Raw genomic sequence first — 16,466 nt, forward strand, 5'->3', positions numbered from 1 at the left:
GGCCGGGCGGCCATGAAACGGGGTTTCAGGCGAGGCTTCGCAGTCGCGGGCTGACCAGTCGCAGGCATGCGAGCTGGCGGACGAGAAAGATGTTTTTCATGTGGGCACCCTATCCATAGCAGGTGGATATGGCAATGCTTGCTTAAAAAACGCCGATTTATTGCCGGATAGCTTTTGTTGGCGGATTTTATTGCTTTGAAAGTGATTTTTTCGGCGAATCGTGTTTCCAGGGGGCGTGCACAGGCTCGCCCCCGTCCCTCGATGATCCGTCTTCAGTCGGCGTAGTCGTAGGCGCCGCCTTTTTCCAGGGCACGGCGATAGGCTGGCCTGGCATGGATGCGTTGCAGGAAATCGCTCAGGCGCGGGTGGTTGTTGAGTACGCCACGGGCGGCAGCTGCTTCAAGTGGGAAACTGAGCTGAATATCGGCAGCGCTGAACGCATCGCCTGCGAACCAGTCGTGCTCGCTCAGTTGGCCCTCCAGGTAGTCGAAATGCAGTTTCAACTGCGGCGAGATGAACGCCTGACTGACCTTGTTCGCGATGCCACGGGCGATTGGCTTGATGAAGAACGGCATCGGCGCGCTGCGCAGCTTGTCGAACACCAGCTTGAGCAGCAGCGGCGGCATCGCCGATCCTTCGGCGTAATGCAGCCAGTAGCGACAGCGCAAGCGTTCCGCGCTACCGGCGGCAGGCAGCAACCAATCGCCATAGCGCTCGGCCAGGTATTCGATGATGGCGCCGGACTCGGCAAGGGTCAGTTCGCCATCGGTGATCAGCGGCGACTTGCCCAGAGGATGCACCTGGCGCAATTCGGCAGGGGCGAGCATGGTCTGCGGGTCGCGCTGGTAATGCTTGACCTGATAGTCGATACCAATCTCTTCGAGCATCCATAGGATGCGTTGCGACCGCGAGTTGTTCAGGTGATGCAGAGTGATCATGGCAAGCTCCGGCCGATTTGGGGCAGGGTTCTGTAATACGTCGTTCCGGGACGCACCACTAGGGTTTTATTGCACCGCCCTTGGCTGCTCGGCGATGGTGGGTCGCAATTCGCGCATGTCCGCACCGCTCGGGTGCTGGAACACGCGCAGGCCGAACTCGGGGAGGATCGCCAGCAGGTGGTCGAAGATGTCCGACTGGATGCCTTCGTAGGCATTCCAGGCGATGGTATTGGTGAAACAGTAGATTTCCAGCGGCAGGCCATCGGCAGTCGGGCTGAGCTGGCGCACCAGCAGGGTCATGTTCTGGTGGATGTTCGGGTTGTGCCGCAGGTAGTGCTCGACGTAGGCGCGGAAGCTGCCGATGTTGGTGATACGGCGGGTGTTCACCGCCTCCTTGCCGTGTTCGGCCAGCCTGGTGTTCCAGTCCTGCAGCTCCTGATCCTTGCGGTCGAGGTATTCGTCGAGGAGCATGAAGCGGCGTAGCCGTGCGATTTCTTCGTCGCTGAGGAAGTGAACGCTGGTCTGGTCCAGAAACATCGCGCGCTTGATCCGACGTCCGCCGGACTCCTGCATGCCACGCCAGTTCTTGAACGGGTCGGTGATGAAGCGCTTGGTCGGGATGGTGGTGATGGTCTTGTCCCAGTTCTGCACCTTGACCGTGTGCAGGGCGATGTCGATCACATCGCCGTCGGCGTTGAGCTGCGGCATTTCCACCCAGTCGCCGACGCGGATGATATCGCTGGAGGAGATCTGCACGCTGGCCACCAGCGATAGCAGAGTGTCCTGGAAGATCAACATCAGCACCGCAGCCATGGCGCCGAGGCCGGACAGCAGAATCAGCGGAGAGCGGTCGATCAGGGCGGCCACCATCAGGATCGCGGCGATGGCGAAGATGGCAATCTTGATCACCTGCAGATAGCCCTTGATCGGCTTCAGGTGCGCATTCGGGCGGCGCTGGTAGAGGGTGTTGAGAATATCCAGCAGCGCGCCAATGGCCATGGCGATGGTCAGCACCACGAAGGCACCACAGACGTTGCGCGTCACTTCCACCACGGCAGCAGGCATGCCGGGTACCAAGACCACGCCGCTGGACAGCACCAGTGCCGGCACGATGTTGGACAGGCGCTTGATGATGCCGCTTTCCTTGATCTGGCCATGGCGGCCCAGGGCAGTCGCCCCGACCAGGCGGTAGATGGCGCGGACCAGAATGCGTTTGACCACCCAGTTCGACAGCCAGGCGGCGACGATCAGGACGAGGGTCGCGGTGAGGGTGAGCAGTTCCGGCTGAGTGTTCAGCCAGTCCATCCAGGTAGTGAGCTCATTCGGCATTTCCGGCTCCGAAGCAGGCAGGAGGAAAGGCCGACGCTACACGGTCGGCCATCTGAGCCGCCGTACCCTAGCAAAAATGTGTCGTTAACCCAAACGGCAGGTGTTGCACGCTGCGTCGGTTCAGAATCTGTTCACGATCTCGCGAGCTAGAGCCAGGCAAGGCGAAAGCAGACGAAATACGCTCGGAGTCGCGCTCGACTTTACAAGTTGTAAATGAGCATTTGATTCGCTTCGCTCACCCCTTCGGGGCCGCGCTAAAGCGCGTTCAGCCTCCGGCTGTGAGGCTGGTTTCAACGCAGCAGGCCGACGCGCAGCAGATCGTGAACAGGTTCTCAGGGCTTGAACGCACCAATGAAGATCGCAGGATCAACCCGCGCATCGTTGAGGCTGACGTTCCAATGCAGGTGCGGGCCGGTAGCGCGTCCGGTGGCGCCGACCTTGCCCACATGGCCACCTCGGGCGATTTCGTCGCCTAGCTTCACATCGATCTCGGACAGGTGGCAGAACATGCTGATCAGCCCCTGGCCGTGATCGAGGAACACTGTTTTGCCATTGAAGAAGTAGTCACCGATGAGGATCACCTTGCCGGCAGCCGGGGCCTTGATCGGCGTGCCGCGGTTGGCGGCGAAGTCCAGGCCCGAATGCGGGTTGCGCTCCTCGCCGTTGAAGAAGCGGCGCAGCCCGAACGGGCTGGACAGCGGGCCGTTGACCGGTTTGTCGAACATCAGGTTGCTCGGCTGGCGCGCGCTGAACTGCTGGTATGCACGGGTCTGCTCGGCCAGCTCGCGCTCGATGCGTTTCAGGTTGGCGGCGTTGGGGGTGACCTGCTGCTGGTTCTTGATGGTGATGCGCTGCTCGGCGTAGTGCTTGGCGCCGACCTGGAAAGTCAAGCGGCCACCGCCCTCGACCTCGACCTGTTGAGTCCCTGGCTTGACGCTGAGCGGGATGCCGACAACGGCGATCCAGCGTTGGCCATCTTCGTGAACGGTCAGCACCGGCTTACCCTGATAGTGCACTTTGGGTGCCTGCGCCGGGTTGCCCAGATCGACCACCGCTACACCGCCCGGCACCGGCTTGTTCAGCAGGCGGGTGATAAAACCCTCGGCGTGGGCGGGCAGGGTAAGACACAGAGCCAGTACGAACAGACACAACTTGTGTAGGAGCGAGCTCTGCTCGCGAAGCTTCCAAGTCGTGAATGTTCGCGAGCAGAGCTCGTTCCTACGCAGAGATGCTGGCATTGGCTCAATCCAGTAGCGACAAGGTCGCCGGTTGTATGTGGTTGTCTTCGACGCGCACGTCCAGTTCGCCTTCGCTCAGGCGCGCCTTGAGGCGTTGGCCCGGGCGGGTCTGCGCTGCGCTGCGCACGGCCTGACCGCGTTCGTCGAGGAGGATACTGTAGCCACGACCGAGGGTGGCCAGAGGGCTGACGATCTGCAGTTGTGCGGCCAGTGCGCCCAGTTGCTGGCGCTGGCTGCGTAGCTGGCCTTGCATGGCGCGTGGCAGGCGCGTGGCCAGGCCATCCAGGCGCTGTCGCAGCAGTGCCAGATTGCGGCCCGGATGCTGGGCGGCGAGGCGCGCGTCGATACGGGCCAGGCGTTCGCGCTGATTGGCCAGTTGCTGGTTGAAGGCGCGGCGCAGGCGCATGTCCAGGTCATCCAGGCGCTGGGCTTGCTGGCGCAGGCGCTCGCCGGGGTGACGCAGGCGTCTGCTCACACCTTCCAGACGCAGACGTTCGCGGGCCAGACGGCCCTGCATATGCAGTACCAAGCGTCGTTGCAGATTGTGCAGGCGCTGCACCAGCTCACTGCTGTCCGGGGCCAGCAGTTCGGCGGCGGCCGAAGGGGTTGGCGCGCGCACGTCAGCGACGAAGTCGGCGATGGAAACGTCCGTTTCGTGGCCCACGGCGCTGACGATGGGCGTGACGCACGCAGCCACGGCGCGGGCCACGGCTTCTTCGTTGAAGCACCAGAGGTCTTCCAGCGAGCCACCGCCGCGGGCCAGGATCAGCGCATCGAAACCCTGCGCATCGGCGCGTTGCAGGGCGCGCACGATCTGCGCGGTGGCTTCGCGGCCCTGCACGGCAGTGGGGATCAGGTTCAACTCCACATGCGGCGCGCGGCGGCGAAACACGCTGATGATGTCGCGGATCACCGCGCCGGTCGGTGAGCTGACGATGCCGATGCGCTTGGGGTGCGCGGGCAGGGCGATCTTGCGTTCGGTAGAGAACAGCCCTTCGGCGCCGAGCTTTTCCTTCAGCGCCTCGAAAGCCAAGCGCAGGGCGCCGTCACCGGCCGGCTCGACGGCGTCGAGAATCAGCTGGTAGTCGCCGCGCCCCTCGAACAGCGAGACCTTGCCGCGTACCTTCACCGCCAGTCCGTCGCGCAGCGCCTGGCGCACGCGCGCAGCGTTCTGTCGGAACAGCGCGCAACGTACCTGCGCCTGGCTGTCCTTCAGGGTGAAGTAGATGTGGCCGGAGGCCGGTCGGGCGAGGTTGGAGATTTCCCCCTCGACCCAGATGCCGGCGAACACGTCCTCCAGCAGCAGGCGGGCGCGATTGTTGAGCTGGCTGACGCTGAGCACCTCGCGATCGAGGTTCAGGCGAGCAAAGGGATCATTGATCATGGGGCGGCATGATAAGCCGAGAGGCCCGCAGGTGCGACCTTCATCAGGCGTCCTGCAGCAGGCGTTCGAGCAACCAGGCCGCGACGGGGCCGAGTTCGCGCTGACGTGACCAGATGGCGTCCACCGTCACCCGCCGGGGCCAACCGCTGCAGGACAGTTCATGCAGACCACCGAAGCCGTAGGCATCGACCAGTTGTCGTGGCAGTTCGGCCCAGCCGAAGCCCAGGCGCGCCATTTCCAGCAGCATCAGGTAGTCCGGCGCGGCCCAGCAACGTCCGCCGCTGCCGGGTAGATCGTCGCTGTTGGCATCGTCATGGGCGACGCTGCTCAGGCGCAGCAAGCGCCAGCGCGACAAGTCGTCCTGGCGTACCTGGGCCAGTCTGCTCAGCGGATGATCCTTGGCCACGAACAGGCCGAACTCGCTGCTCATTTCCAGGCGGGCATGGGCGATATGTGGCGGGTAGCTGGGTAATGCGGCGATCAGACCCAGTTGCGCGCGGCCCTGGGTGACCAGATCGAGCACATCGGCTTGTTCGGCGATCAGGCTTTCGAACTGCAAGTCGGGGAAGCGCTGATCCAGCTCCTGCAGGCGCACCTCGTACTGCTTCGGCTGGTAGGCGTCTGACAGAGCCAGGGTCAGGCGCGGTTCCTGGCCTCTGGCCAAACCGGCCGCGTGTCGCGCCAGGCGGTCGCTGGCACAGAGCACCTCTTCAGCGTGGGCCAGCAGGCTGGCCCCGGCTTCGGTCAGTTGCAATGTGCGTGGGCCGCGCTCGAATAGCGTCACGCCCAGGTCGATTTCCAGGCGTGCAACGGCCTCGCTGATGGTCGACTGGCTCTTGCCAAGGCGTCGCGCCGCAGCGCTGAGCGAACCGCAGTTGGCGGCCTGAGCGAAGGCTTGCAGCGATTCAGGTGAAACATTCATATCGGTTTTGCCGATGGCAGCTGCCTTTTGGTTGGCTGATATTCCGATGATCATAGCGCTCGTCGTCACTTATCACGAGGTTCGCTTCATGACTCAGCCCCTGCCGCGCTCCCTGCGTGAGCGCATCGGTCACGCCCTGGCTTTCGAAGGTATTGCCGTGCTTATCTGTGCGCCGGCCATGGCCTGGTTCATGGACAAGCCGCTGTTGCACCTGGGTGTGCTGACTCTGATGTTCTCCACCGTGGCGATGTTGTGGAACATGCTGTTCAACTACCTCTTCGACCGCGCACAGAATCGACTGGGCTTCGAGCGCGGTTTTCGAGCGCGGGTCAGCCATGCGCTGCTGTTCGAGGTGGGCTTGATCGTCGTGCTGGTACCGCTGGCGGCCTGGTGGTTGTCGATCGGTCTGCTCGAGGCGCTGCTGTTGGACATCGTGCTGATCCTGTTCTTCCTGCCGTACACCATGGCGTTCAACTGGATCTACGACGTGCTGCGTGCTCGCTGGGTGGCCCGTCGTGAAGCGCAGCAAGCTGCTGTGATCTGTCGCGGGGCTTGATTTGCCGGCGGTAGCGCCTAAGCTGCCGCCCTTTCCTTGCCAGCCGTTCGAACACCATGACCGCGCAACTGATCCTCGTCCCACAGATATCCACGCTTCCTGCCCACGAGCAAAAGGCCCAGGCCATGCTGCGCTGGCTGGTCAAACGGGAAATCGTCGAGGCATTGCCGACCACCTGCGGCCAGGGTGGCAACGGTATGGCCTACGCTATCGGGCCAGGCGCGCGGCGTATCGCCCAGCGTCCCGATTTGCTGCCTTATGGCCTGGCACACAACGGTCTGGAGATCATCACCCACCGCTGCATCTATGTACCGACGCGCAGCTTTCTCGAAGAGGCGGGCTGCGCCGAATGCCGCAGGGAAGTGGGCGTGCCGCTGTTCGACAGCCTGGAGGTGTGGTGGCCAGGGGAGACCGACAACTTCACCTGCCCGGAATGCGGGCATGAAGATGACATCAACGGTTTCCTGTTCCTGCAGCCGTGCGGCTTTTCCAACCTGGGCTTCATCTTCAACGGCTGGGCTGAAGCCGGCCTGCGCCCGGCGTTCGTCGAAGAATTCGGCGAACGCCTGGGCTTTGCGGTGAGCCAGGTGCGGGTGGACGATCCGGCTTGAGCGGTTTTCAGCCGATTGTGGGAGGAGCTTTAGCCGCGATGTTCTCGAATCCCTTCGCGGCTGATGCCGCTCCTACAAAGGCTTTTTAGAACTCGACACTGGCCGACATGCGCAGCTCGCGCGGTTCGCCCACAGCAACGCGTAGATTGCCGCCGCTGGAGGGGTAGTAGCGCTCGTTGAACAGGTTACGTACGTTCAGTTGCAGGCGCGTCTTCTCTCCAAGCAATTGGCTGTCCCAAGTGACGAAGGCATCGGCCACGGTGTAGCTATCCAGCCAGAATGTGTTGGCGTTGTCGCCAGCACGCTCGCCGACATAGCGGGCGCCACCACCCAGTTTCCACTGACCCAGCTCCTGGGGTAAATGCAGGTGATGGACGAGGTAGAGACTGCCGACATTGCGTGCGGCGTTGACCAGCTCGTTGCCTTCGTTGCTCGGGTCATCGAGGATTTCCGTATCGGTGTAGGCATAGCTGCCAAGCAGCTCCCAGTGCTCGCTCAGGCGGCCGCTGATATCCAGTTCCACGCCGCGCGAGCCGACTTTGCCTGCTGCTTCCGATACGGAATTGTTGGTGACCACGACGTTTTTCTTCTCGATATCGAACAGCGCCAGGCTGGCACCGATGCCTTGAGGCAGATCGAGTTTCACCCCCAGCTCGTAGCTGCGGCCTTCTTCGGGGTCGAATGCCTGGCCAGTATTGGTATCCGAGGCATTGGGCACGAAAGAGCGGCTGTAGTTGCCATAGAACGCCACCTGGTCGCTCAGCTGGAATACCAGGCCGCCGAAGGGCAGGAAGGTGGTATCGGTACGGTCGGTGGTGCGGGTATAGGTTGCGCCGCGGCCTTGTTCCACGAGTTGCTCGAAACGCTGGTAGCGACCGCCAAGCACCACGATCCACTGGTCGTTTAGATGCCAGTTGTCCTTCGCGTAGATCGAACGTGAGTGCAGCTCGTCGCTGCGATCACTTTGCGCCGGATTGAGTAGCGAAGGCGCCGCGAGATTGCCGTATATCGGGTTGTAGATGTTGAAGCCACCCACTGCTGGGCCGCGCCAGGTATCGCCACGGAAATTGTCGACGCGCTCTGTATCTGCGCCTATCAGCAGATCATGTCGTTGGCTAAAAAGGCTGGCGTTGCCGATCCAGTCCCAGGCCAGATATTGGGTCTGGTTGTCATGCTCACTACCGTCAGAACGGCGGCTGAGCGCGCCTGTAGTGGCATTCAGCGCGTTGGGGCGAGCTTCGGCATAGTCGTAGCGCTCGTTGTTCCAGCCATAGGTGAGGCGGGTCGACCAGTCGTCGCTGAGCTGATATTCGGCGGTGGCGGTGAGCAGTTCATCGATGCCTTCGGCCTTCGACCAGCTTTCACCGAAGCGGTCGTTATAGGACACCTTGGCCGGTTTGCCGTTGATGATCACCGTGCCACGATCCACCGGAGTGCTGTATTCCTTGTATTCGTAGGCGATGTTCAGGCGTAGGCGTTCGCCTTCCCAGCTAAGCGAGGGGGCGATCAAACTGTGTTCTTCTTCGCCGAAGTTGCGCCAGTAGTCTTCGTGCTGGCGCTCGGCAACCAGTCGAAAGGCCAGGCCGCTGTCGGCAATGGGACCGGTAACGTCGACTGCCAGGCTGCCACCGCCGAAGCTGGAGCTGTCTGCGTTGAGTCGCGTACTCCACTGATACTGTGGTTTCTTGCTGATGACGTTGATCAGGCCGCCCGGCTCCAGCGCGCCGTATAACAGCGAGGCCGGCCCTTTGAGCACTTCCACGCGCTCGGTGGTGGCGCTGAAGTTGCGCGACAGGCTGGATCGAACGCCGTCGCGCAGGATGGAACCATCGGCGTTGCTACCAAAACCGCGTTTGACGAAGCCATCCTGCGTGCCAGCCAGGGTGTTGCTCTGGGTCATGCCACTGACGAACTTCATCGCATCGTCCAGCGATCTGACCTGAAAGTCCTCGATGGTCTGTGGCGTTACCACCTGTACAGACTGGGCTTCATCCTTGAGTGCCACTGAAGATTTGCTCGCCGTACTGGCGCGCTTGGCCTGGTAGCCATTCTCTTCAGCCACGGGCGCCGCGACGACTTCCTGGCTGGGCAGCTCCAGCTCCTGGGCCAGCAGGTGGCCGGCGGGAAGCAGGCAAAAAGTGAGAAGGGCGGCGCCTTGGTCACTCACGGAAAAGCGGTTGAATTTCATTTGGCACTCAGGTGCAAGGGTTTTTGAGAATCATTATTTTATGTGTTTCGAGGTATGGCTGCCTAGAGACACACTTTGCATTGAGTGAAATGAGCTCGCTGGGTATAATGCCGCGCTTCTTATTTTCCCGCTCGGGAGCCCTCCATGCTGCGCATCAGCCAAGAAGCACTCACTTTCGACGACGTCCTGCTCATCCCCGGTTATTCCGAGGTGCTGCCCAAGGATGTCAGCCTGAAGACCCGCCTGACCCGCGGCATCGAACTGAACATCCCGCTGCTGTCCGCTGCCATGGACACCGTCACCGAAGCACGCCTGGCCATCGCCATGGCCCAGGAAGGTGGCATCGGCATCATCCACAAGAACATGACCATCGAGCAGCAGGCTGCCGAAGTGCGCAAGGTCAAGAAGTTCGAGGCTGGTGTGGTCAAGGACCCGATCACCATCGAGGCTGATGCCACCGTGCGTGACCTCTTCGAACTGACCCGCCTGCACAACATCTCCGGTGTACCGGTGCTGTCCAACGGCGATCTGGTGGGCATCGTGACCTCCCGTGACGTGCGTTTCGAGAATCGTCTGGACGCTAAAGTGCGTGAAGTGATGACGCCGAAAGAGCGCCTGGTCACGGTCAAGGAAGGCGCCGCCAAGGAAACCGTGCGTGAGCTGTTGCACAAGCACCGCATCGAGAAGGTGCTGATCGTCGACGACGCCTTCACCCTCAAGGGCATGATGACCGTCAAGGACATCGAGAAAGCCAAGGCCTACCCGCTGGCCAGCAAGGACGATCAAGGTCGTCTGCGCGTTGGCGCTGCCGTCGGCACCGGTGCTGACACCGGTGACCGTGTGGCGGCGCTGGTCAATGCCGGCGTCGACGTGATCATCGTCGATACCGCGCACGGTCACTCCAAAGGCGTGATCGACCGCGTACGCTGGGTCAAGGAGAACTTCCCGGAAGTCCAGGTGATCGGTGGCAACATCGCCACTGGCGCCGCCGCCAAGGCGCTGGTCGAAGCTGGCGCTGATGGCGTCAAGGTCGGCATCGGCCCGGGCTCGATCTGCACCACGCGTATCGTTGCCGGCGTCGGTGTGCCGCAGATCAGCGCCGTGGCCAATGTTGCCGCCGCGCTGGCTGGCACCGGTGTGCCGCTGATCGCTGATGGTGGTATCCGCTTCTCGGGCGACCTGTCCAAGGCCATCGTCGCTGGCGCTTCCGCCGTGATGATCGGCTCCATGCTGGCCGGTACCGAAGAAGCCCCGGGCGAAGTCGAACTGTTCCAGGGCCGCTCCTACAAGGCTTACCGTGGCATGGGTTCGCTGGGCGCCATGGCGCAGGCGCAAGGGTCGAGCGACCGCTACTTCCAGGACTCCTCGGCCGGTGCCGAGAAGCTGGTGCCGGAAGGTATCGAAGGCCGCGTTCCCTACAAGGGCGCGATGAGTGCCATCGTTCACCAACTGATGGGCGGCCTGCGTGCCTCCATGGGCTACACCGGTTGCGCCACCGTCGAGGAAATGCGCACCAAGCCCGAGTTCGTGCGCATCACTGGCGCAGGCATGGCTGAGTCGCACGTCCACGACGTGCAGATCACCAAAGAGGCCCCCAACTATAGAGTTGGTTGATTCGCCGCAATGTATGAATAACGGGGCTGTTCGATCAGCCCCGTGTCATTTGTGAACACCTACGAGAGACGGCCATGGCCCACGACATTCACGCCCACCGCATCCTCATTCTGGACTTCGGTTCCCAGTACACTCAGTTGATCGCCCGCCGCGTTCGCGAGATCGGCGTCTATTGCGAGCTGCACCCCTGGGACATGAGCGACGAGGACATCCGTGCCTTCGCCCCGCGCGGCATCATCCTCGCCGGTGGCCCGGAGTCGGTGCACGAAGCCAATAGCCCGCGCGCGCCGCAAGCCGTGTTCGACCTGAACGTGCCAGTCCTGGGTATCTGCTACGGCATGCAGACCATGGCCGAGCAGCTCGGCGGCAAGGTGGAAGGTTCCGATCTGCGTGAATTCGGCTACGCCCGTGTCGACGTGGTTGGCAAGAGCGAGCTGCTGGCTGGCATCGAAGACCATGTCGACGCCGACGGCGTGCTCGGCCTGGACGTATGGATGAGCCACGGCGACAAGGTCACCCGCCTGCCGGAAGGTTTCCATATCCTCGCCAGCACTCCGAGCTGCCCGATCGCCGCCATGTGCGACGACACCCGCCACTACTACGGCGTGCAGTTCCACCCAGAAGTGACCCACACCAAGCAGGGCGGTCGCATTCTCTCGCGCTTCGTGCTGGAAATCAGCGGCTGCGAAGCCCTGTGGACCCCTGCCAACATCGTCGAAGACGCCATCACCGCCGTGCGCTCTCAGGTCGGCGACGCCAATGTGCTGCTCGGCCTGTCCGGCGGTGTGGACAGCTCGGTGGTCGCGGCGCTGCTGCACAAGGCCATCGGCGATCAACTGACCTGCGTATTCGTCGACAATGGCCTGCTGCGCTTGCACGAAGGTGATCAGGTGATGGCCATGTTCGCCGAGAACATGGGTGTCAAAGTGATCCGTGCTGATGCCGAGGAGCAGTTCCTCGGCAACCTGGCCGGCGAAGCCGACCCGGAGAAGAAGCGCAAGATCATCGGCCGTACCTTCATCGACGTGTTCGATGCGCAGGCCAGCAAGCTGGACAACATCCAGTTCCTCGCCCAGGGCACCATCTACCCGGACGTGATCGAGTCGGCTGGCGCCAAGAGCGGCAAGGCCCACGTGATCAAGAGCCACCACAACGTCGGCGGCCTGCCCGAGGAAATGAACCTCAAGCTGGTCGAACCGCTGCGTGAGCTGTTCAAGGACGAAGTGCGCAAGATTGGCCTGGAACTGGGCTTGCCCTACGACATGGTCTACCGCCACCCGTTCCCGGGCCCGGGCCTGGGCGTGCGCATCCTCGGTGAAGTGAAGAAGGAATACGCCGACCTGCTGCGCCGCGCCGACCACATCTTCATCGAAGAACTACGCAAGGCCGACTGGTACCACAAGACCAGCCAGGCATTCGTTGTATTCCAGCCGGTGAAATCGGTTGGCGTCGTTGGTGACGGCCGTCGCTACGCCTGGGTCGTTGCCCTGCGCGCCGTGGAAACCGTGGACTTCATGACCGCTCGCTGGGCACACCTGCCTTACGAGCTGCTGGAAACCGTTAGCGGCCGCATCATCAACGAAATCGAAGGCATCTCCCGCGTCACCTACGACGTGTCGAGCAAGCCGCCAGCGACGATTGAGTGGGAGTGATCCCGAAGCGCTGCATGAAAAGACCGGCTTAGGCCGGTTTTTTCATGCCTGCAGGTTGGAGCTGCGGCAACCCGACTCTACTAGTGGGGTCGTTTTCCATTCGTTGAAAATGAGAAGATACCGCAATTGAGTATGCGCGCAGATTGCCGAGGATGAAGATGTCGTTTACCCGCAGACAAGTGCTTGCCGGCCTGGCTGGCCTGGGTGTGGCTGGCCTGGGCGCAGGTGGTGTGCGTTATTGGCTGGGGCGCCCGGAGAACGTGGCGAGCCATGACTACGAGCTGATCGCTGCGCCGCTTGATCTTGAGCTGGTGCCGGGGCACAAGACGCCGGCCTGGGGCTACGGCGGCCAGGCGCCGGGGTTGGAGTTGCGTTGTCGCCAGGGCGAGCGTTTGCGGGTGCGCTTCATCAACAAGCTCGATGTGCAGAGCACTATCCACTGGCATGGTATTCGTCTGCCGCTGGAGATGGACGGCGTGCCCTACGTTTCCCAGGCACCGGTTCTGCCGGGTGAATACTTCGACTATGACTTCATCTGCCACGATGCTGGCAGCTTCTGGTACCACCCGCACACCGCCAGTGCCGAGCAGCTCGGGCGCGGCCTTGTCGGCCCGCTGATCGTCGAGGAGCGCGAGCCGACGGGGTTCCGTCATGAACGTACACTGAGCCTGAAGACCTGGCACATCGACGAGCAGGGCGCTTTCACCGAGTTTCTGGTGCCGCGCCAGGCCGCGCGCGAGGGCACGCGTGGGCGCCTGACCACCATCAACGGCGAGCCCAACCCGACACTGGAGTTGCCGGCGGGGCAGGTGGTGCGTCTGCGTCTGATCAACGTCGACAGCACCATCACCTATCGCCTCAATCTGCCGGGCGGCGAGGCGCGCATCTATGCGCTGGACGGCAACCCGGTGCAGCCGCGCCCTTTGGGCAAGGAATACTGGCTCGGCCCCGGCATGCGCCTTGACCTGGCACTCAAGGTTCCGGCTGCTGGAAAGGAGTTATCCCTGCGCAACGGGCCGCTGCGCCTGGCGACTGTGAAGGGCATCGCCAGCACCGACGCTGCCGGAGATTGGCCGTCGCCGCTGCCGGCCAACCCGATTGCCGAGCCGGATTTGGCGCGCGCCGAGACGCTGCGCTTCAACTTCGAGTGGGCGGCCATGCTGTCGGGGAATGTCGAGCGTGGCGGCAGCTACAAGTACTGGCAGATCAACGGCCAGGCCTGGGACATCAACGACAAGACTTGTGCGGACCGCCCGATCGCCACGCTGAAGAAGGACGGCCACTACGTTTTCGTGCTGCGCAACATGGCTCAGTACCAGCACCCGATCCACCTGCACGGCATGACTTTCAAGGTGCTGGGCTCGGATCGACGCCAGATCATTCCGTATTTCACCGACACCTACCTGCTGGGCAAGAACGAGACGGCGCGCATCGCCTTTGTCGCCGATAATCCCGGTCTGTGGATGTTCCACTGCCACGTTATCGACCATATGGAAACGGGGCTGATGGCGGCCATCGAAGTGGTGTAGGGTAGGCGCCGTTTTTCGCCGGCGTCCTACGGATTGTTGCAATGAAAAGACCGCAGATCATCGACCGCTCGCGTGACGAGCACTTCATGCGCCTGGCGCTGGCGCAGGCGTGCCTGGGCGCGGAGCAAGGCGAGGTGCCGGTCGGCGCTGTGCTGGTGCAAGACGGCGAAGTCGTGGGGCAGGGGTTCAATTGCCCGATCCTGCGTCACGACCCTAGTGCCCACGCCGAGATGGTGGCGATCCGTGCGGCAGCGGAAAGCGTGCAGAACTACCGGCTGCCCGGCAGCACCCTGTATGTCACGCTGGAGCCCTGCAGCATGTGCGCCGGCCTGATCGTGCATGCGCGCATCGCTCGGGTGGTGTTCGCCGCCAGTGAGCCGCGTGCCGGGGTAGCGATCAGCCAGGGGCAGTTTTTCGATCAGGGCTTTCTCAATCACCGCGTGTTGGTGGAGGGCGGGCTGTTGGCCGAGGAGAGCGGGGCGCTGCTGAAAGATTTCTTCAAGGCTCGGCGCGGCTGAGCGTTCTTACAGGGAATAGGCATGAACAAACGGATCTTGAGTCTGCTGGCGCTCCTGGCTGCGCCAGCGTTCGCGGAGCAGCCCGAGGTGTATCTGGTCGCTAGCGTGCAGTTGGGTGGCTCCGACCTGGCGCAAAGCATTTTCCTGCACGAGCCGCAGATCACCACGCTTGAAGAGTGTCAGGAGGCCGTACGCGTCGGCCAGCGCGATCGCGACTGGCAGCGCTATCACCACATCTTCATGCGTGATCGCTTTCAGGGTTTTACCGGCCATCTGGACTACCGCTGCGTGTTCAGCGCTCAGCAGTTCAGCGCCTGGAACGATCGCGCGCGTTACAACCATCCCTACCTGATCAGCATCGATGCGCAGGCCAATCTGCAGGTTGAGCGGATATCGAGTCAGGCGCAGTGCGCCACGCGCCTCAAAGGCTTGCCACCGGCCAGGCAGGCAATCAGTCGCTGTGCGGTGGGCAATCAGGAGTTGCTCTGAGTGTTCAGAGCGGCGGGGTTTCTTCTTCGGGTTTGCGCTTGTCGATACCGGGCAGGTGGGTGCCGCTCTCTGCCACCTGCGAGCCTTCCAGCTGCGGCTGGGTGACCCAGGTAAGAATGTCGTAGTAGCGGCGGATGTTACGCACGAAGTGCACCGGCTCACCGCCACGGGCATAGCCGTAGCGGGTTTTGCTGTACCACTGCTTCTGCGCCAGGCGCGGCAGAATCTTCTGCACATCGGCCCACTTGTTCGGGTCCAGGCCTTCGGCTTCGGTCAGCTTGCGTGCGTCTTCCAGGTGACCGCCACCAACGTTGTAGGCAGCCAGGGCGAACCAGGTGCGATCCGGCTCAACGATGCCTTCCGGCAGTTGTTGGTGCACCTGAATGAAATAACGGGCACCGCCGTCGATGCTCTGTTTAGGGTCGAGGCGGTTGGACACGCCGACCGACTGGGCAGTGCGCTGAGTAAGCATCATCAGGCCGCGTACGCCGGTCTTGGACGTGGCATTGGGCTGCCATAGCGACTCCTGGTAGCCCATGGCCGCCAGCAGGCGCCAGTCGATCTGATGGCTGTGGGCGGCCTGGCGGAACATTTTCTCGTAGCGTGGCAGGCGTTTCTGCAGGTGCTGGGCGAAGGTGTAGGCCCCGACATAGCCGAGCACGTCGACATGACCGTAGTAGCGTTCCTTCAGGCGCTGCAGGGTACCGTTGGCTTCGGCGCGCTTGAGGAAGGCGTCGATCTCCAGCAGCAGGCTGTCATCGTCGCCGGCCGCCACTGCCCAGCGCATGGTGTTGGTGTCGCCGAGGTCGAAGGCGACGCGCACATTGGGGAAGTACACCTGGTTCATCGCCAGTTCGTTGGAGTCCACCAGCGTCAGATCGATCTGGCCCTCATCGACCATACGCAGCAGGTCAACCACCTCCACTGCGTCGGATACCTCGAACTCCAGCTCCGGTTGTTCCAGCTTGAGGGCGGCCAGCTGTTCGGCGTGACTGCTGCCGGCCAGCACCAGAATGCGTTTGCCGACCAGATCTTCAGGCTTGGTCGGGCGGCTCTCGCCCTGGCGATAGATGACCTGCGGCGTGACTTCCAGATAAGGGATGGAGAAGCGTGCCTGACGCTGGCGCTGCGGTGTGTCCACCAGGCCGGCGGCAGCCATGACCGGGCCGTTGGCGCGGTCCAGGCTGGCGAACAGGCTGTCGAGATTGTCGGCGGTTTCGATCTTCAGTTCGAGGCCGAGGTCGGTGGCGAAGCGCTTGGCCAGCTCATATTCGAAACCGGTGGCGCCGTTGCGATCCTGGAAGTAGGTGGCGGGGCTGTTACGAGTGACCACGCGCAGCTCACCCTCCGCCTTTACCTGCTCGAGTACGCTGGGCTTGGGTTCTTCGCCGCAGCCAGCAAGCATCAGGAGGGTTCCAATCGCCAACAGCCCTTTGGCGCAACGCATGCGTATCGCAGGTCGTGCAAACATCGGCGCAGTATACGCAAAGCGCAGGCG

Annotated in this window: 14 protein-coding genes; 7 read left to right on the forward strand and 7 right to left on the reverse strand. The window is 62.6% G+C overall.

Features of this window, described 5'->3' with window-relative positions:
- Positions 1-272: 272 nt before the first annotated feature.
- The 5 genes from CXP40_RS16565 to CXP40_RS16585 all read right to left on the reverse strand — a co-directional run bounded on the left by CXP40_RS16565 (position 273) and on the right by CXP40_RS16585 (position 5,811).
- Positions 273-938, reverse strand: a complete 666-nt coding sequence (locus tag CXP40_RS16565) for a glutathione S-transferase family protein (protein ID WP_106734663.1) — start codon at positions 936-938, stop codon at positions 273-275.
- 66 nt (positions 939-1,004) lie between these two features.
- On the reverse strand, positions 1,005-2,267 hold the full coding sequence (locus CXP40_RS16570) for a mechanosensitive ion channel family protein (protein WP_106734664.1): 1,263 nt from the start codon (positions 2,265-2,267) through the stop codon (positions 1,005-1,007).
- A 332-nt stretch (positions 2,268-2,599) separates the two neighbouring features.
- Positions 2,600-3,505, reverse strand: coding sequence for a peptidoglycan DD-metalloendopeptidase family protein (locus tag CXP40_RS16575; RefSeq protein ID WP_256579468.1), 906 nt, complete (start codon positions 3,503-3,505; stop codon positions 2,600-2,602).
- Between the two features lie 4 nt (positions 3,506-3,509).
- The gene (xseA, locus tag CXP40_RS16580) at positions 3,510-4,889 is read right to left on the reverse strand and encodes an exodeoxyribonuclease VII large subunit (RefSeq protein ID WP_106734666.1); all 1,380 of its coding nucleotides are present in this window, start codon (positions 4,887-4,889) and stop codon (positions 3,510-3,512) included.
- A 43-nt stretch (positions 4,890-4,932) separates the two neighbouring features.
- The gene (locus CXP40_RS16585; RefSeq protein WP_371916967.1) at positions 4,933-5,811 is read right to left on the reverse strand and encodes a LysR family transcriptional regulator; all 879 of its coding nucleotides are present in this window, start codon (positions 5,809-5,811) and stop codon (positions 4,933-4,935) included.
- An 88-nt stretch (positions 5,812-5,899) separates the two neighbouring features.
- Here CXP40_RS16585 and CXP40_RS16590 point away from each other — a divergent pair, with 88 nt between their 5' ends.
- Together CXP40_RS16590 and CXP40_RS16595 are read left to right on the forward strand one after the other, a co-directional pair.
- On the forward strand, positions 5,900-6,367 hold the full coding sequence (locus CXP40_RS16590) for a multidrug/biocide efflux PACE transporter (protein ID WP_106734668.1): 468 nt from the start codon (positions 5,900-5,902) through the stop codon (positions 6,365-6,367).
- 56 nt (positions 6,368-6,423) lie between these two features.
- The gene (locus tag CXP40_RS16595; RefSeq protein ID WP_106734669.1) at positions 6,424-6,978 is read left to right on the forward strand and encodes a sugar ABC transporter ATPase; all 555 of its coding nucleotides are present in this window, start codon (positions 6,424-6,426) and stop codon (positions 6,976-6,978) included.
- Positions 6,979-7,063: 85 nt separating this feature from the next.
- On the opposite strand, the gene CXP40_RS16600 is transcribed toward CXP40_RS16595, so the two are convergent.
- Entirely contained in the window at positions 7,064-9,166 is a 2,103-nt protein-coding gene (locus tag CXP40_RS16600) for a TonB-dependent siderophore receptor (protein WP_106734670.1), read from the reverse strand.
- Positions 9,167-9,310: 144 nt separating this feature from the next.
- Here CXP40_RS16600 and guaB point away from each other — a divergent pair, with 144 nt between their 5' ends.
- The 5 genes from guaB to CXP40_RS16625 all read left to right on the forward strand — a co-directional run bounded on the left by guaB (position 9,311) and on the right by CXP40_RS16625 (position 14,968).
- Complete coding sequence (guaB, locus tag CXP40_RS16605; protein ID WP_106734671.1) at positions 9,311-10,780, forward strand: IMP dehydrogenase; 1,470 nt, start codon at positions 9,311-9,313, stop codon at positions 10,778-10,780.
- A 74-nt stretch (positions 10,781-10,854) separates the two neighbouring features.
- Positions 10,855-12,432, forward strand: a complete 1,578-nt coding sequence (gene guaA / locus CXP40_RS16610) for a glutamine-hydrolyzing GMP synthase (RefSeq protein ID WP_106734672.1) — start codon at positions 10,855-10,857, stop codon at positions 12,430-12,432.
- 158 nt (positions 12,433-12,590) lie between these two features.
- Complete coding sequence (locus CXP40_RS16615) at positions 12,591-13,961, forward strand: multicopper oxidase family protein (protein WP_106734690.1); 1,371 nt, start codon at positions 12,591-12,593, stop codon at positions 13,959-13,961.
- A 41-nt stretch (positions 13,962-14,002) separates the two neighbouring features.
- Entirely contained in the window at positions 14,003-14,479 is a 477-nt protein-coding gene (gene tadA, locus CXP40_RS16620) for a tRNA adenosine(34) deaminase TadA (protein WP_106734673.1), read from the forward strand.
- Between the two features lie 21 nt (positions 14,480-14,500).
- Entirely contained in the window at positions 14,501-14,968 is a 468-nt protein-coding gene (locus tag CXP40_RS16625; RefSeq protein ID WP_177429688.1) for a hypothetical protein, read from the forward strand.
- 4 nt (positions 14,969-14,972) lie between these two features.
- On the opposite strand, the gene mltF is transcribed toward CXP40_RS16625, so the two are convergent.
- The gene (gene mltF, locus CXP40_RS16630) at positions 14,973-16,439 is read right to left on the reverse strand and encodes a membrane-bound lytic murein transglycosylase MltF (RefSeq protein WP_106734674.1); all 1,467 of its coding nucleotides are present in this window, start codon (positions 16,437-16,439) and stop codon (positions 14,973-14,975) included.
- Positions 16,440-16,466 lie beyond the last annotated feature (27 nt).

This window comes from Pseudomonas sp. YY-1, assembly GCF_002843095.1.
GTDB lineage: Bacteria > Pseudomonadota > Gammaproteobacteria > Pseudomonadales > Pseudomonadaceae > Aquipseudomonas > Aquipseudomonas sediminis_A.